Source organism: Zunongwangia atlantica 22II14-10F7 (assembly GCF_002094855.1).
Lineage (GTDB): Bacteria > Bacteroidota > Bacteroidia > Flavobacteriales > Flavobacteriaceae > Zunongwangia > Zunongwangia atlantica.
The window spans coordinates 104,461-119,658 of the sequence record NZ_ARYN01000001.1; the positions used below are offsets into that span (position 1 = coordinate 104,461).

At 34.8% G+C, this 15,198-nt stretch carries 12 protein-coding genes; 8 read left to right on the top strand and 4 right to left on the bottom strand.

The features are described 5' to 3' along the window. Position 1 precedes the first annotated feature (1 nt). The 5 genes from IIF7_RS00415 (at position 2) to IIF7_RS00435 (ending at position 4,822) form a co-directional block, all read left to right on the top strand. Positions 2-265, top strand: a complete 264-nt coding sequence (locus IIF7_RS00415) for a hypothetical protein (protein WP_084839735.1) — start codon at positions 2-4, stop codon at positions 263-265. A 19-nt stretch (positions 266-284) separates the two neighbouring features. Then, entirely contained in the window at positions 285-1,508 is a 1,224-nt protein-coding gene (gene aroA / locus IIF7_RS00420) for a 3-phosphoshikimate 1-carboxyvinyltransferase (RefSeq protein ID WP_139801243.1), read from the top strand. 92 nt (positions 1,509-1,600) lie between these two features. Beyond that, on the top strand, positions 1,601-2,650 hold the full coding sequence (gene queA, locus IIF7_RS00425) for a tRNA preQ1(34) S-adenosylmethionine ribosyltransferase-isomerase QueA (RefSeq protein ID WP_084840045.1): 1,050 nt from the start codon (positions 1,601-1,603) through the stop codon (positions 2,648-2,650). Between the two features lie 105 nt (positions 2,651-2,755). Next, positions 2,756-3,802, top strand: coding sequence for a 23S rRNA (adenine(2503)-C(2))-methyltransferase RlmN (gene rlmN, locus IIF7_RS00430; RefSeq protein WP_084839736.1), 1,047 nt, complete (start codon positions 2,756-2,758; stop codon positions 3,800-3,802). 42 nt (positions 3,803-3,844) lie between these two features. After that, complete coding sequence (locus tag IIF7_RS00435) at positions 3,845-4,822, top strand: polyprenyl synthetase family protein (protein ID WP_084839737.1); 978 nt, start codon at positions 3,845-3,847, stop codon at positions 4,820-4,822. 47 nt (positions 4,823-4,869) lie between these two features. Here IIF7_RS00435 and IIF7_RS00440 read toward each other — a convergent pair whose 3' ends face one another. The 4 genes from IIF7_RS00440 to IIF7_RS00455 form a co-directional block, all read right to left on the bottom strand. Further along, positions 4,870-5,112 carry a hypothetical protein gene (locus tag IIF7_RS00440; RefSeq protein ID WP_084839738.1) on the bottom strand — a complete coding sequence of 81 codons (243 nt, stop codon included), beginning with the start codon at positions 5,110-5,112 and terminating at the stop codon, positions 4,870-4,872. 185 nt (positions 5,113-5,297) lie between these two features. Next, positions 5,298-5,534: a hypothetical protein gene (locus tag IIF7_RS00445; protein ID WP_084839739.1), complete on the bottom strand. Its 237-nt coding sequence runs from the start codon at positions 5,532-5,534 to the stop codon at positions 5,298-5,300. A gap of 48 nt (positions 5,535-5,582) precedes the next feature. After that, entirely contained in the window at positions 5,583-6,350 is a 768-nt protein-coding gene (locus tag IIF7_RS00450; protein WP_084839740.1) for a TIGR03915 family putative DNA repair protein, read from the bottom strand. After that, positions 6,340-7,611 carry a putative DNA modification/repair radical SAM protein gene (locus IIF7_RS00455; protein WP_084839741.1) on the bottom strand — a complete coding sequence of 424 codons (1,272 nt, stop codon included), beginning with the start codon at positions 7,609-7,611 and terminating at the stop codon, positions 6,340-6,342. The genes IIF7_RS00450 and IIF7_RS00455 overlap by 11 nt, the downstream gene beginning before the upstream one ends. Positions 7,612-7,811: 200 nt before the next feature. On the opposite strand from IIF7_RS00455, the gene IIF7_RS00460 reads away from it, so the two are divergent. The 3 genes from IIF7_RS00460 to IIF7_RS00470 all read left to right on the top strand — a co-directional run bounded on the left by IIF7_RS00460 (position 7,812) and on the right by IIF7_RS00470 (position 15,194). Continuing rightward, positions 7,812-10,499, top strand: coding sequence for a helix-turn-helix and ligand-binding sensor domain-containing protein (locus tag IIF7_RS00460; protein WP_245801454.1), 2,688 nt, complete (start codon positions 7,812-7,814; stop codon positions 10,497-10,499). A gap of 223 nt (positions 10,500-10,722) precedes the next feature. Then, a complete protein-coding gene (locus tag IIF7_RS00465; RefSeq protein WP_084839743.1) occupies positions 10,723-13,701 on the top strand; it encodes a SusC/RagA family TonB-linked outer membrane protein in 2,979 nt (992 codons plus the stop codon). A 14-nt stretch (positions 13,702-13,715) separates the two neighbouring features. Then, positions 13,716-15,194 (top strand): RagB/SusD family nutrient uptake outer membrane protein, encoded by a 1,479-nt coding sequence (locus tag IIF7_RS00470; protein WP_217806665.1) that lies wholly within the window; start codon positions 13,716-13,718, stop codon positions 15,192-15,194. Positions 15,195-15,198 lie beyond the last annotated feature (4 nt).

Here is a 15,198-nt window from a genome sequence, read left to right on the forward strand (position 1 = left end):
GATGAAGTTTAAGGAAATTATGTCCAGTAAAAAATACTGGAGATCTGTTGTAATTTTAGGTTTCTTGTTTGTGCTTATTTACAATATCGTAATGATGGTAATCGATTATGGAGGTTTTGCTTTTAAAGATTATTATCAGGATAGGATGGCAGACGGGAAAATGATTACATTTGTTGTTGGTCAGGTTCTAGGGATGCTTGTTTACGGTATGATTGTATCGTATGGCCAGTTCCGTAGAAAAGAGAAAGATCAACTTAAAAAGTAAAATCAACAATTCCCCTTCCATGAAATTTAAAGTAAGTCACTCACAGGATACTGTGAAAGGAGAGCTGAAAATAACAGGTTCTAAAAGTGAATCAAATAGATTACTAATCATAGAATCACTTTTTAAGAATCTACAAATTTCTAATCTTTCTAATAGCGACGATACGCAGGTTATGAAGAAAGCGTTAACTTCTAACGAAGTTGAGGTAGATATTCATCATGCAGGTACAGCTATGCGTTTTCTTACAGCTTATTTTTCTGTTCAAGAAGGTAGAGAGACAGTTTTAACCGGCAGCCAGCGAATGCAGGAGCGACCTATTCAATTACTGGTAGAAGCGCTTCGATCTATGGGGGCAGAAATCTCTTACGAAAAGAATGAAGGATATCCACCAATCCGAATTAAGGGTAAAAAGCTTCAGGCAAATTCGGTAAGTCTTCAGGCAAATATAAGTAGCCAGTATATTTCAGCATTAATGCTTATTGGTGCGTCACTTCCGCAGGGATTAACAATAAATCTTGAAGGTCAGGTAACCAGTACGCCATATATTTTAATGACTTTAGAAATGCTCCAGCGTTCGGGTATCCAGGGAAGTTTTGAAGAAAATACTATTAGAATTGAAGCTTGTAGTGAATTGTCTCCAAAAACAATTCCGGTAGAATCAGATTGGAGTTCGGCCTCATATTTTTATAGTATAGCCGCCCTTGCAGAAGAAGCCGAGATTAAATTATCGAATTACAGGGAAGAAAGCTTGCAGGGTGATTCTTGTCTTGCAACGATCTATAAGCAATTTGGTGTAGAAACAAATTTTGATGAAAATAGTATTACTCTAAAAAAATCAAAATGTTCTAAACCCGCAAGTATTACTGAAGATCTTAGAAACTCGCCAGATATTGCACAAACTATTGCGGTGACCTGTCTAGGTTTAGGGACAGCCTGTAAATTAACCGGCTTACATACTTTAAAAATTAAAGAAACCGATCGATTGGTTGCTTTAAAGAATGAGATTGAAAAGTTAGGAGGAGAAGTGGTGATTTCTAACGATCATTTAGAGTTAAAACCTTCAGCTACTTTAAATAAAAATGTGGCTATAGCTACCTATAACGATCATCGTATGGCAATGGCATTTGCGCCAATAGCTTTAAAAATACCGGTAATTATAGAAGATGCAATGGTAGTCTCCAAAAGCTATCCAGATTTTTACAATGATCTGGAAACCCTAAAATTTATTGTTGAAAAAGACTAATTTCAAATTAACGGCCAAATATTTTCCCAATTACTTGACAACCCCTGTTTTGAGATTGTATATTTGCAGCCTTTAAAATTTCAAATATGGGAATGAAACTTTCAAACTTCAATTTCGAACTTCCGCCAGAACTACTTGCTGAGTATCCTGCGGAAAATAGAGATGAAGCGCGCCTAATGGTTCTTAACCGAAAAGAGCAAACAATAGAGCACAAACAATTTAAAGATCTTATCAATTATTTTGATCCTGAAGATGTAATGGTTCTTAATAACACTAAGGTTTTTCCTGCTCGTTTGTACGGGAATAAAGAAAAAACAGGTGCAAGAATTGAAGTATTCTTATTAAGAGAATTAAATGCTGAAACTAAGCTTTGGGACGTTTTAGTAGACCCTGCACGTAAGATTAGAATTGGTAATAAATTATATTTTGGTGACGACGAAAGTTTAGTTGCCGAGGTTATCGATAATACAACTTCTAGAGGTAGAACGCTACGTTTCCTTTACGATGGTTCTTACGAAGATTTTAGAAGAAAACTTAAGGAATTAGGAGAAACTCCGCTTCCAAAATATATAAAAAGAGATGTGCAGCCTGAAGATCAGGAGCGTTATCAAACTATTTATGCTAAGGAAGAAGGAGCTGTAGCAGCACCAACAGCTGGACTTCATTTTTCTAAACACTTATTAAAGCGTTTAGAGATTAAAGGAATTAATTTTGCTGAAGTTACGCTTCACGTAGGTTTAGGAACTTTTAGTCCGGTTGAAGTAGAAGACCTTAGTAAGCACAAAATGGATAGTGAAGAAGCTTTTGTAAAAGCAGATGCAGTAAACACTATCAATAAAGCAAAAGCTGAAAAGCGTAAAGTTTGTGCGGTTGGTACTACTGTAATGAGAGTTTTAGAAAGTTCTGTTTCTTCAAATCAAACTTTAAATGAGTTTGGAGGTTGGACAAACAAATTTATATTCCCTCCTTACGATTTTAGTATTGCTAACTGTATGGTAACAAACTTCCATACACCAAAATCTACATTATTAATGATGATCTCTGCTTTTGCCGGTCATGATTTTATGATGAGAGCTTATGAAGAGGCAGTGAAGGAAAAATATAGATTCTATACTTATGGTGATGCAATGCTGATATTGTAAGATTTTAGAACAAATTTTTAAAAGCCACAATTAATTAGGATTGTGGCTTTTTGCATTTAAAGGAGCTTATATAAAATATCCTCAAAATCTTTGTAATTTTGCGCTGTGAAGAATAAGAAAAAAGATATACGGGCTTTAACTAAAAAGCAACTTCAGGAGTTTTTTGTAGAAAACGGTGATAAATCCTTTAGAGGGTCACAGGTTTACGAATGGCTTTGGAATAAAGGGGCACATACATTTGCAGAAATGACCAACATTTCTAAACAAACCCGTACGATGCTGGCTGATAATTTTGTGATTAATCACATTCGTGTAGATCAAATGCAACGCAGTAGTGACGGAACAATCAAAAACGCCGTGAAGCTTCATGATAATCTAACGGTAGAATCTGTTCTTATTCCCACGCCTACAAGAACAACGGCCTGCGTATCTTCTCAGGTAGGTTGTAGCTTAGATTGCCAGTTTTGTGCTACTGCACGATTAAAGCGCATGCGTAATCTTAATCCCGATGAAATTTACGATCAGGTTGTGGCTATAGATAATGAAAGTCGCTTATATTTTGATCGTCCTTTAAGCAATATCGTGTTTATGGGAATGGGAGAACCGCTTATGAATTATAATAATGTAATGAAAGCGGTAGAAAAGATCACTTCAGATGAAGGTTTAGGGATGTCTGCAAAGAGAATTACTATCTCAACTTCTGGAGTACCTAAAATGATTAAAAAGCTAGCAGACGATGAAGCTAAAATAAAACTTGCCGTTTCATTACACGCAGCAACAGACGAGGTTCGTACTAAGATTATGCCTTTTAACGAAACATTTCCTTTAGACGATTTGCGAGAGGCTTTAGAATATTGGTATTCTAAAACTAAAAGCCGAATTACTTATGAGTATATCGTTTGGAAAGATGTAAACGATACCCGTAAGGATGCTATGGCATTGGTAAGATTCTGTAAATATGTGCCTTGTAAAGTGAATCTAATTGAATATAATCCTATAGATGATGGTGATTTTCAACAGGCATCATCACAGGCTACAGATATGTATCAGCACGTTTTAGAGCAAAATGGGATTACGGTAACGGTTAGACGATCTCGCGGAAAAGATATCGATGCAGCTTGTGGTCAATTAGCCAATAAATCGGCCTCATAATTTATCTTCTATTTACCGAATTAAGCTATCTTTGCGGACTTTATGAAGATAATCTCTCAAATAAAACTTCCGGTTGAAAGAGAAATGGAACTTTTCGAGAAAAAGTTCTTCCAATCGATGTCTTCTAAAGTCGCGCTTTTAAACCGAATTACGCATTACATCGTAAATCGAAAAGGGAAGCAAATGCGGCCAATGTTTGTTTTTCTGGTAGCCAAACTCGTTTCAGAAGGAAAAGTGAATGAGCGTACCTATCGTGGTGCTTCAGTAATCGAACTTATTCATACCGCTACTCTTGTTCACGACGATGTTGTAGACGATAGTAATCGTAGACGGGGTTTTTTCAGTATAAATGCGTTGTGGAAAAACAAAATCGCTGTTTTGGTTGGGGATTATTTATTGTCTAAAGGACTGTTACTTTCTATAGATAATAATGATTTTGATTTGCTGAAGATTATTTCTGTAGCTGTTAGAGAAATGAGTGAAGGTGAATTGCTACAAATTGAAAAGGCTCGCCGTTTAGATATAACTGAAGATGTGTATTACGATATTATTAGGCAAAAAACTGCAACACTTATTGCGGCTTGTTGTAGTCTAGGTGCTGCCTCTGTAAAACCAGATTCTGAAGAGGTTGAGAGTATGCGACGTTTTGGGGAGCTTATAGGGATGGCTTTTCAGATAAAAGATGATCTTTTTGATTATGGTGAGGAGAAAATAGGAAAACCAACCGGGATAGATATTAAAGAACAAAAAATGACTTTGCCTTTAATTTACGCCCTGAATAATTCAGATAAAAAAGAAAAGGCCTGGGTTATCAACTCAGTTAAAAATCATAACAAAGATAAAAAGCGAGTAAAAGAGGTTATCAATTTTGTAAAGAAAAAAGGAGGTTTAGAATATGCAACTTCGCAAATGATCGCCTTTCAAAAAGAAGCTCTAAAAATACTCGACCAATTTCCACAATCTCAGTATAAAGAATCTTTAGAGTTGATGGTGAATTACGTTATCGAGAGAAAAAAATAAAAGGCTGCAATTTGCAGCCTTTTTCTTTATAAAATTCTTATTCCGGATTAAATGTCGTCATTCGCTTCTTCGCCATTTATATCGTCTGTCTCATGAATTTCTTCATCAACTTCTTCTTTCACTTTATTGGCACCTTCTTCAATCTTCTCTCCAGCTTTTTCTACGTTATCTTCAATATCCTCACCAATAGCTTCTATTGCTTCTTCTGTTTTTTCTCCTGTAGATTCTCTACAAGACTGGAAGCTAAACGCGAAAGCTGCTACAAATACAGATAAAATTAATTTTTTCATGATTATTTAGTTTTTGATTGGCACCGCCAAAGGGTATAATACCCCGAGTCTTGCCTCGAAATTAAAAATTTGTTTTCAAAGAATAGCTCGAGGGCTTGCCCCGAGGTAGTTTACTAATAGTTAAAGCTAAAAAAAGCCACTACGACGAGTGGCTTCTAAATTTTTTCTCAAAGAGAAAGAGAGAATTACATATCGTCGTTGTTCTCTACTTCGTCTTCGATTTCTTGACCTGCTTCATCAATTTCTTCGCCAGCTTCTTCAACTGCATCTTCAGTTTCTTCAGCAGCTTCTTCAACTCCGTTTTCTACGTCTTCACCCATTTGTTCCATAGTGTCCTCTGCACTTTCTTCAGTAGTTTCTCTACAAGAGTACATAGAAATTGTCATAGATGCTACAGCAAATAATAAGAATAATTTTTTCATCGTTATAATGTTTAATTAGTTGAACAAACAAATGTAAACTAATTTTCATTACATGATAATGGTCTTTTCCGTTAAATATTTCCAATAACGTTTAGGCACATGTTGAAGGTGTAATTTGGTGTTTTTTCGGGATTTTATGTTACTAGAGTCGAAATATGATTTCCATAATTTCTGAAAGTTTATTTCGTCTTCGTGTAGTATATTAGGGTCTTTTTTTGAATTATTTTCAAAATTAAGGCTAATTGGGACTACTTTTTTTAGATCATAGAACAGTCCAAATTGCCTTTTTTCGTCATAAATTATCCACTTTTGGTCGGCATATCTATTCTTAAAATGTTTTAAAATTAGGGGTAAAACGTTAAAATCTGGGGCTATTTTTGTGAAAAAAATATCATCTTTTAGCAATTCAAATCTAATAAAAGCTTCCATTCTATGCTTTTCTCTACCAACTTTCCTGTCAATTTGCGCAATTTTTAAGATTGGCGGGTAAGAAAAATCATCAGAAAGATCTGTTTTATGTCTGAAGATATGCCTGAAAAATTCAACAATCTGAATTTCGACCCCTGGGATTTCAGATAAAAAAGCGCGATAAATTCTATGAACTGCTTTTTTTGAAGTGTATTCTTTAAATCGTTTTAAGACTCTGCCAGATTTTTCGAGATCTGTAATAACCAATTCTTTATTTGCGAAAAAGTCGGTTTGATTATAACCTTCAGGATGAATACTATAATCACTTAATTTTTCTTCATAAATCTGAAATATACAGGTGAGTAATCCCTGAAATGTGCCATCATAAATTAGAATTTTATGATGCATGATCAAAGAGATTTAACTGGGTAGAATAATCCTTTCTGAATTTGCTGGAACTTGTCTTTATGATTTTTGATTTTATTTGATTAGCAGTCCAGTCTTTCTTTTCCCATAATCTGGAATCACAAATTATAAAGTATTTTGCTCGGTTTAACGCGACTCCTATAGCCTTTAAATGTTCCCAGTTTAATTTGCGGTATTTTCTGGCCTGAAGAATTTTATATACAGAACGCATTCCCAAACCGGGTACTCTTGCCAGCATCATTTTATCTGCGGTATTTATATTTACAGGGAATAAGTGTTGGTTGCGTAGTGCCCAGCTTAATTTGGGATCGATATCTAAATCTAAATTAGGATGATGATTATTTAATAGTTCTCTTATATCGAAACCATAGAATCTAAGAAGCCAATCTGTTTGATATAGCCTATTTTCTCTTAACATAGGAACCTGTGAGGTAATGGTCGGTAGTCTGGGATCTGAAGAAATAGGTACGTAGCCAGAATAATAAACACGTTTCATGTTATATTGCTGGTAGTAATAGTTAGCAGAATACATGATATCCCTGTCACTTTCTCCAGTAGCGCCAACAATCATCTGGGTGCTTTGGCCGGCGGGAGCATATTTAGGAGTACTTTTAATAAACTTTTTTTCTTGTTTAAATTGAATGATTTCATTTTTAACCTTTTCCATTGGTTTAATGAAATCCTCATGTTTTTTTTCAGGAGCAAGTAATTTTAGGCCAGAAACAGTAGGTACTTCAATATTTACACTTAAGCGATCTGCATATAAACCTGCTTCCCGCATAAGTTCGTCGCTAGCTCCAGGAATTGATTTTAGATGAATATAGCCATTAAAATTTTCTTCCTCTCTAAGTTTTTTAGCTACCTTAATTAAACGTTCCATAGTATAATCTGCATCTTTAAAAATGCCCGAGCTAAGAAAAAGTCCTTCAATATAATTTCGACGATAAAAGTTAATGGTGAGATCAACTACTTCCTGAACCTTAAATGCAGCACGTTTTATATCGTTACTGCGTCTTGTAACGCAATACGCACAGTCGAAAATACAATGATTGGTTAACAAGATCTTTAAAAGAGAAACACATCTACCATCTTCGGTATAACTATGGCAAATTCCCATTCCAGAAGAATCTCCAAGTCCGTTTTTGGTATTTTTTCGATTACTGCCACTACTGGAGCACGAAACATCATACTTTGCGGCATCGGCTAAAATTTCTAGTTTCTCTTTAATTCTATCGAAATTCATCTTCCATGAAGTTTCTTCAAAAATAGGAAAAAATCCAATTATTGGGATATTATCCTTTGTTAAACTTACAGAAGCTTTTTTAGGCTTTTATTAGGAATATTATGTTGTAGTTTTGTGGTATGAAAGTAGAAAATGTTAACTGCTCAAATCGAGATTCGATAAAATCATTTTTATTTTTTTTAATATTGAATTTCAGTGTTTTGACTGCAAATTTTTTGACTGCACAACAGTTAAATCCACCTATACAAAATTATTCTTCAATATCTTATCAAGCTGCAAGCCAAAACTGGGATATTTCCGTAGATAATAAAGGAATTATTTATGTAGCTAATAATCGAGGTTTACTTATTTATAATGGATTAACCTGGAAATTACATACTTTAAATTCAGGAGCTATAATTCGTTCGGTTTATGCTTTTAAGGATAAGATTTTTACAGGATCTTATCGTGAATTTGGGTACTGGGAGCGCAATAAAAAGGGGGATTTTGAATATCATTCACTCAAATCTCTTTTTAAAAATATTGATCTTAGTGACGAAGAGTTTTGGGGCATTATTGCTTTTGAGGATAATATCTATTTTCGATCTTTTGGGGGACTATACAAATATGATGGTGAAAAAATCGCTAAAATCGCCAATGGAGTTTTTACCAGTCTGCAAATATTTAAAAACAAACTCTTTGTAGCAAAAGCCAGAGATGGTTTGTTTTATTTAGATAACCAAAGCGAGCTTAAGTTTTATCAACCCTCTCAGGAATTGCTTGGTAAGATGATCGCAGATATAAAAGTGCATCAAGGGAAACTTATTGTTGGTACTCGGGATGCAATCTTTTCTTTAAATGAGAATAATAATTCTTTTGAAATCTTATCAACTGAACTTAATCAATTTATAGCAAAGGCAGAATTGAATAAAATTATAAGTCTTCCAAATAGTGAATTGGTTATTGGAACCTTAAAAAATGGACTTGTAAAATGGAATAGGAAAAATAACGAATATCAGTATTTTGATAGAACTAATGGTTTGCAAAATAACACTATACTTTCCATGCTTCAGTTTAGGGGGAATTTGTGGTTAGGTTTGGATAATGGTATAGATCGCGTTACAATCAATTCGCCTATAAAATTTTACATAGATACATCAGGTGAACTTGGTGCCGTTTATGATTTGATTAAAGAACCCAACAAAACATTTTTGGCCAGTAACACTGGCGTTTATCGTTTAAATAATAATGGGTTAAACCTTATTGAAGGAGCAGAAGGCCATTCCTGGAATCTTGAAAAAATTGATAATAAGATTATTAGTAATAGTAATTCAGCAAGTTTTAAGGTAAATGAAAATACAGTTGAAGTTATTGATAATTCCACTGGGAGTTTTCATACGCTGGTTTCTCCTTCTAATGAAATTTTGATTGGTACATATATAGGTATCTTGAAATATAGCGATACTGGTTTTTATAAAATTGATAGCTTAAGTTTTCCAGTGAAAAAAATGTTGTTTGAAACAGAAAACATTATCTGGGCCGCACATCCTTATGAAGGCATATATCGTATAAAATTAACTAATGATCTACAACGGGCTTTAGAGATAAATGAAATATCCAGTTTAGACGGACTTTCCCATGTTAATCCTCAGATTTATAAGATTAATAATCAGGTTGCTGTGTATTCGAATCAAAAATGGTTAAAATACAATGCTTTTTCAGATAGTCTTGAAGTTTTTGAAGAATTTAAGGAGCTTAACTCTTATAAGTTACTGGTAGAAAACGACGCCAAATACTGGTTTATTAATACCAAAACAAACGACCTTTTATATACCAATTTAAAAGAACAGGAATTAAGACTGCCCTCATGGCGTTTGGATAATCGTTTGGTTAAAGGGTATGAGAATATGATAGCTGAGTCGGATTCTATTTATTATATAAGTCTAAAAGATGGTTTTGCAAGATTGAATGTGAATTCTTTAATAAATGAACAGCAAGATTTATTTATTTCTGAACCTTTTATAGCTGGGTTTAATGATCTAGAAACTGACTATTCTTTAGCAGAAAAACCTGAAATTCCATTTAAAAATGCCGGCTTGCTAAGTTTTGATATAGGTTTGCCTTTTTCAGATTCTCGAGAGGTTGGGTATCGCCTTACCGGAAATGATACGATTACCGGGATTGTTGAATCAGGGAAACTTGATTTTCAGAATTTAGATTACGGAGAATATAATCTCGAATTATATCCGGTAGGAGCTAAAAATGGGATGGCTAAAACTTTTGTTTTTAGTGTTATGCCACCATGGTATTTATCGATTTGGATGAAGGCCGTGTATCTCCTTTTATTTTTAAGCGCTGTTGGTTTGCTGTTTTGGTATAACCGTAGAAGATTGAGAAAGCATCAATGGCTTATAGAACAAAAATTTGAAAAAGAGCATAAAGAGCGTATCGATCGATTAGAGCGTGAACGGCTTATGGACGAGATCGATATGAAACGTAAGGAATTAGCTAATACCACAATGATGGCAGCCAAAAAGAATGAAGTTTTAATGGAAATTCAGGGAGAGCTTAACAAGGATAAAGCTAAAATGAATGAATACCGTTTAAAGCATATAATGAATAAAATTAACGGAGCTGTAAAAAGTAAGGATGAATGGCAGGTTTTTGAAACCAATTTTAATGAAATTCATGAAGATTTTTTCCGTGATCTATTGGAGACTTACCCAAAACTTACCAGTAAAGATTTAAAGTTGTGTTCTTATTTAAAGATGAATCTAACTTCAAAAGAAATTGCACCGCTTATGGGAATTTCTGTTAGAGGAGTAGAAGTACATCGTTATAGGTTACGAAAGAAAATGGATTTAGATAAGAACGAGAATCTGACAAATTTTCTTATTAAAAATTTCTAAAATTTTAAAAATACGACTTCATATTTTTAATTTAATACTACAACATTACTACATCAAAGTTATTTTAACTAAATTTTAATTTACTTCAAATAGAGTTTAAAATACTGTATATCAGTTAATTGGTATTTAATATTTTATGATGTATAGGATGTGTACTATATCGTTTGCGTTCTTTTGTGAGCTACCTGTATATTTCGGCAAAATTATGTAAACATCAAACCGTATGAAATTCAAATTAATTACTGTTTTCGTCATGCTCTTTTCAATTATAGGGATGGCGCAAGAGACAAAAACCATTAGCGGTACTGTGTCTGATAGTACAAGTGTTCCGCTTCCTGGTGCCCAATTAAAAGTTCAGGGGAAAGAGATTTTTACCGTTACAGATTTCGATGGTAATTTTACCCTTGAAGATGTAGCTGAGGGCGACGTATTTAGAATAACTTTCTTAGGATTTCAACCAAAAGAAGTAACTGTAGGAGCTGAAAATGAATATAACATTACTTTACTAGAAGAAGCAGCAAGCTTAAATGAAGTTGTAGTAATTGGATATGGGGAAGCAGAATCTCGTGATCTTGCCGGTACTATAAGTAATCTGAAAGCTGAAGAAATTAATGATTCTCCAACAACTTCTGCATTACAGGCAGCACAGGGTAAATTGCCTGGTGTACAGGTAATCAACAATGGTTCGCCAGGATCTGTGGGGAATGTTAGAATTAGAGGTGCTATCTCTGTTCTTGGAGGTGCAGATCCTTTATATGTTGTAGATGGAGTAATTACACAGGATATTAGTGGTATTGCTAACTCAGATATTCAAAGCTTCGATGTTTTAAAAGATGCTTCTTCAACAGCCATTTATGGTGCTCGTGGCGCAAACGGTGTAGTTTTAATTACTACAAAGTCTGGTAAAGGAAATATGAATATTTCGTTAACCTCTACCACTGGTATCAACACTCTTGTAAATGGGGTGGATATGGCCAATGCGCAGGAATATGCACAATATACAAATGAGGCCTTAGCAAGAACTGGAAACGATCCGGCATTTACTCCTTCAGAAATTTCTGGTTTACAGACTACAAACTGGATGGACGAAATTACAAGAGATGGTCTTTTTCAGAATTACAACTTATCAGTTTCAGGAAGTAAAGAAGATATCGATTATTATGTTTCTGTAAACTATATGGATGAAGAAGGTATCTTAAAGAGTAATGATTACGAACGTTTAACAGTTCGATTAAACAATACTTACCATTTAAGCGAAAAAATTAGATTCGGGCATAACCTTAGTTTATCTAGAGAGAGAGGTTTTAATCCTTCTTTTTCAAATTTTACTAACGCCTATAAACAGGCACCACACATTCCTGTTCGCGATGCAGAGGGTAATTTTAGAACAACTAACCTTAATAACGTTGGGAATCCGGTTGCAAACATCAAAAATAACCAAAGCGTAAATGAGAAAGTTAGAATTCTTGGAAACGCCTGGGGAGAAGTAGATATTTTCGATTGGTTATCTTTCCGTTCTAGTATTGGTGTAAATGTTCTTAGGGAAAAGAATAGAAATTATGGTGCAAGATATATCGTAACCAATGAAAGTGGTAACCAGATTCTTAACCAAAACGAAATTCTTACAGTTCGTGATTACGACGAGGAACGCTTTAACTGGGATAACTTTTTAACTTTCGATAAGAAATTTGGAAAGCATGATATCAACCTTACTTTAGGTTTAACTTCAGAGCGTTTGGCTTCAGAGACTTTAGAGGGATCTAGACGTGGAGTTCCACCATCAGATAACCTTTTGTATTTAGGAATAGGAGAGCAGGAAGGTCAAACAATTTTGAATGAAGGTGATAGAGCAACTCGTCTTGCTTATTTTTCTAGGTTACTTTACAACTTCGATAAACGTTATGTGTTTAACGCAACTATTCGTAGAGAAGGTTCTTCTAAGTTTGCAGAATCTCAACGAATTAAATATTACCCATCTTTTGGTGTAGCATGGAATGTTGATAACGAGGAGTTTTTCACGAATCAAAACTTTTTAAGCAACCTTAAATTAAGAGGTAGTTACGGTTTAGTTGGTAACGACCGTATCGATTCAGGATTATTTCTTCAGTTAATCGACTTTACCGCTTATCCATTTCCATCTGGAGTAGCGATTGGTGGTTCTTCCATTCAACAATATGATGAAAATCTTACCTGGGAAACTACAACAGAGCTGGATCTAGGTATCGAATTTGGTATGTTAGATAATCGCTTAACGGGTGAGTTTACTTATTATGATAAGCAAACAGATGATATTTTATTCCCACTTTCTCTACCACAAACTTCAGGAGATGATAGTTTTGTGACTAATGCAGGTAGCATCGAAAATAAAGGTATTGAAATTGCTTTAAACTGGAGTGATGCTTCAGAAAGTGGTGATTTTAGTTATAATATTGGATTCAATGTTACTAAAAATGAAAACGAGTTAACCAATATCAATCCGGTAGTAGAAAACGCAATTCCTTTTATTGATAGCGGAAATTTAAATAACGGTCAGATTGTAACCAGAACGGTTGAAGGTAATGAGCTTGGTACATTCTGGTTATATAAAACAGATGGAGTATTTACCAGTCAGGACGAAATCGATGGCAGTTCACAGCCAGGTGCAAGTGTAGGAGATTTTAGATATGTAGATACTAACGGAGACGGTTCTATCACCCAGGCTGATAGACAATATATGGGGTCTTACCAGCCAGATTTTTACTACGGTATTAATTTAGGAGTTACTTATAAGCAGGTAGATTTCTCTACTTCATTGTTTGGAAACGTAGGAAACAAAGTATTTAATGGTCTTAGAGCACAAAGATTTAGTGGAGAGAACGTAGATGCAGATTTATTTGGAGAAAGGTATACCGGTGGGAATAGTGGTAATGGAGGTCCTGCTGCTTTCAATGCTGTTCCACTTCCTTCAGATTACTATTTAGAGGATGGTGATTTCTTAAGAGTAAACAACATCACTATTGGTTACAATTTTGGTGAAAATATTCTTGAAGCTATTCAGCTTTCTCGATTAAGAATTTACGCCACAGCACAAAACGCACTTACGTTTACAAAATATAGCGGATTTAACCCTGAGTTACCAAGAGGAATTCTTGATAGCGGATTTGAATTGGATGCTTATCCAACAACCGCTAAGTTTCTTTTAGGATTAAATATCGACTTTTAAAATACACTTTGACTATGAAAAATTTAAGACTTCAATATAAAACAATGACAAAAGCTTTAGTTGCAGTTTCTGCACTTCTAGCCATGTCATGTTCAGATGATTATTTAGATGTAGCGCCAGAAGGTCAGGCTACAACGGGTAGTGGTTATTTTCAGGGAGAGAATGTAGATCAGGCTATCGTTGCCTCTTATGCACATTTGCAGGATTACAGTCAGCACTCTTTCTCTTATTCGGGTATTTTCAGTATTGCTTCTGATGATGCAGATAAAGGAAGTGCACCAGGAGATACCGGTACAGATAAAGATAAATTAGACAATTTTACTCATGAGGCTACAGATGTTTCTGTAGCTGGTCTTTGGGGAGCTAATTATCGCGGGATTGCCACAGCAAATACCGGGATTGACATTATAAATGAGCCTGCTAATAATTTAGCTGAAACTACAATCGCTGAATATCAGGCAGAATTTAAATTCTTTAGAGCTTACCATTATTTTACATTGGTTCGTGTATTTGGAGGTGTGCCAATTATTACTGAAGAGACAGATCCTAGTGATCAGGAAGCTTTATTAGTTAGGGATAGCCGTGAAGATGTTTACGGTTTTATCGTAGAAGATCTTACTGAAGCATCAGAAAATCTACCTGAGACTGCTGCACAGGTTGGTAGAGTAACACAGGGAACTGCAAAAACTTTGCTTGCGAAAGTACAAATGTACCAAGGAAACTGGCAGGAAGTTTTAGATCTTACCAACGAGGTGATTGCTTCAGGACAATATGCACTACATCCTAATTACGAAGAACTTTGGAGAATTCAGAATGAAAATACGGTAGAATCTATTTTCGAAGTTCAGGGAAGTGCTTCAGAGAATTTAGGAATAAATAATATGGCCGAGCATCATGGTGTTAGAGGTCAGTGGGGATGGGGATTTGATGTTCCTTCTCAGAGTTTAGTAGACGCTTACGAAGCTGCTAATGATCAAATTCGTATGGATGCGACAATTATTTTCCGTGGAGAAGAAATGTACGATAATAATTTATACGCAGATGATCCTAATCTAAGTGCTGTTGTAAGTGAAGATGCACCAAACCCATATTATAGTGAGAAAATGTATTTTGGACCAGAGGCTGCAAGTGCTCTAGATAAAAACCTTATTATTTTACGTTACGCTGAAGTATTATTAATGAATGCTGAAGCCAACAACGAATTAGGAAATTCTGCTGCTGCATTGGAAAGTCTAAACCAAATTAGAAGCAGAGTAGAATTGCCTGCAATAACTACAAGTTCTCAATCTGAATTAAGAGATATTATCTGGACAGAAAGAAGATTGGAATTTGGTATGGAATTCGATCGTTATTTTGATGTAATTCGCCAGGGTAGAGGACAAGAAGTTTTTGGACCGCTTGGATTCCAGGCTAACAAGAATGAAGTTTTCCCAATACCTCAGGATCAAATAAGCCTTTCAGGAGGATTATTAGAGCAAAATCCTGGATACTAAAAAA

Bases quoted from the DNA above. Each gene is read 5' to 3' on its own strand.
- IIF7_RS00450 (WP_084839740.1), bottom strand. From the start codon at position 6,350: ATGCATCATAAAATTCTAATTTATGATGGCACATTTCAGGGATTACTC.
- queA (WP_084840045.1), top strand. From the start codon at position 1,601: ATGAAACTTTCAAACTTCAATTTCGAACTTCCGCCAGAACTACTTGCT.
- IIF7_RS00465 (WP_084839743.1), top strand. From the start codon at position 10,723: ATGAAATTCAAATTAATTACTGTTTTCGTCATGCTCTTTTCAATTATA.
- IIF7_RS00455 (WP_084839741.1), bottom strand. From the start codon at position 7,611: ATGAATTTCGATAGAATTAAAGAGAAACTAGAAATTTTAGCCGATGCC.
- IIF7_RS00415 (WP_084839735.1), top strand. From the start codon at position 2: ATGAAGTTTAAGGAAATTATGTCCAGTAAAAAATACTGGAGATCTGTT.
- IIF7_RS00435 (WP_084839737.1), top strand. From the start codon at position 3,845: ATGAAGATAATCTCTCAAATAAAACTTCCGGTTGAAAGAGAAATGGAA.
- IIF7_RS00445 (WP_084839739.1), bottom strand. From the start codon at position 5,534: ATGAAAAAATTATTCTTATTATTTGCTGTAGCATCTATGACAATTTCT.
- aroA (WP_139801243.1), top strand. From the start codon at position 285: ATGAAATTTAAAGTAAGTCACTCACAGGATACTGTGAAAGGAGAGCTG.
- IIF7_RS00470 (WP_217806665.1), top strand. From the start codon at position 13,716: ATGAAAAATTTAAGACTTCAATATAAAACAATGACAAAAGCTTTAGTT.
- IIF7_RS00440 (WP_084839738.1), bottom strand. From the start codon at position 5,112: ATGAAAAAATTAATTTTATCTGTATTTGTAGCAGCTTTCGCGTTTAGC.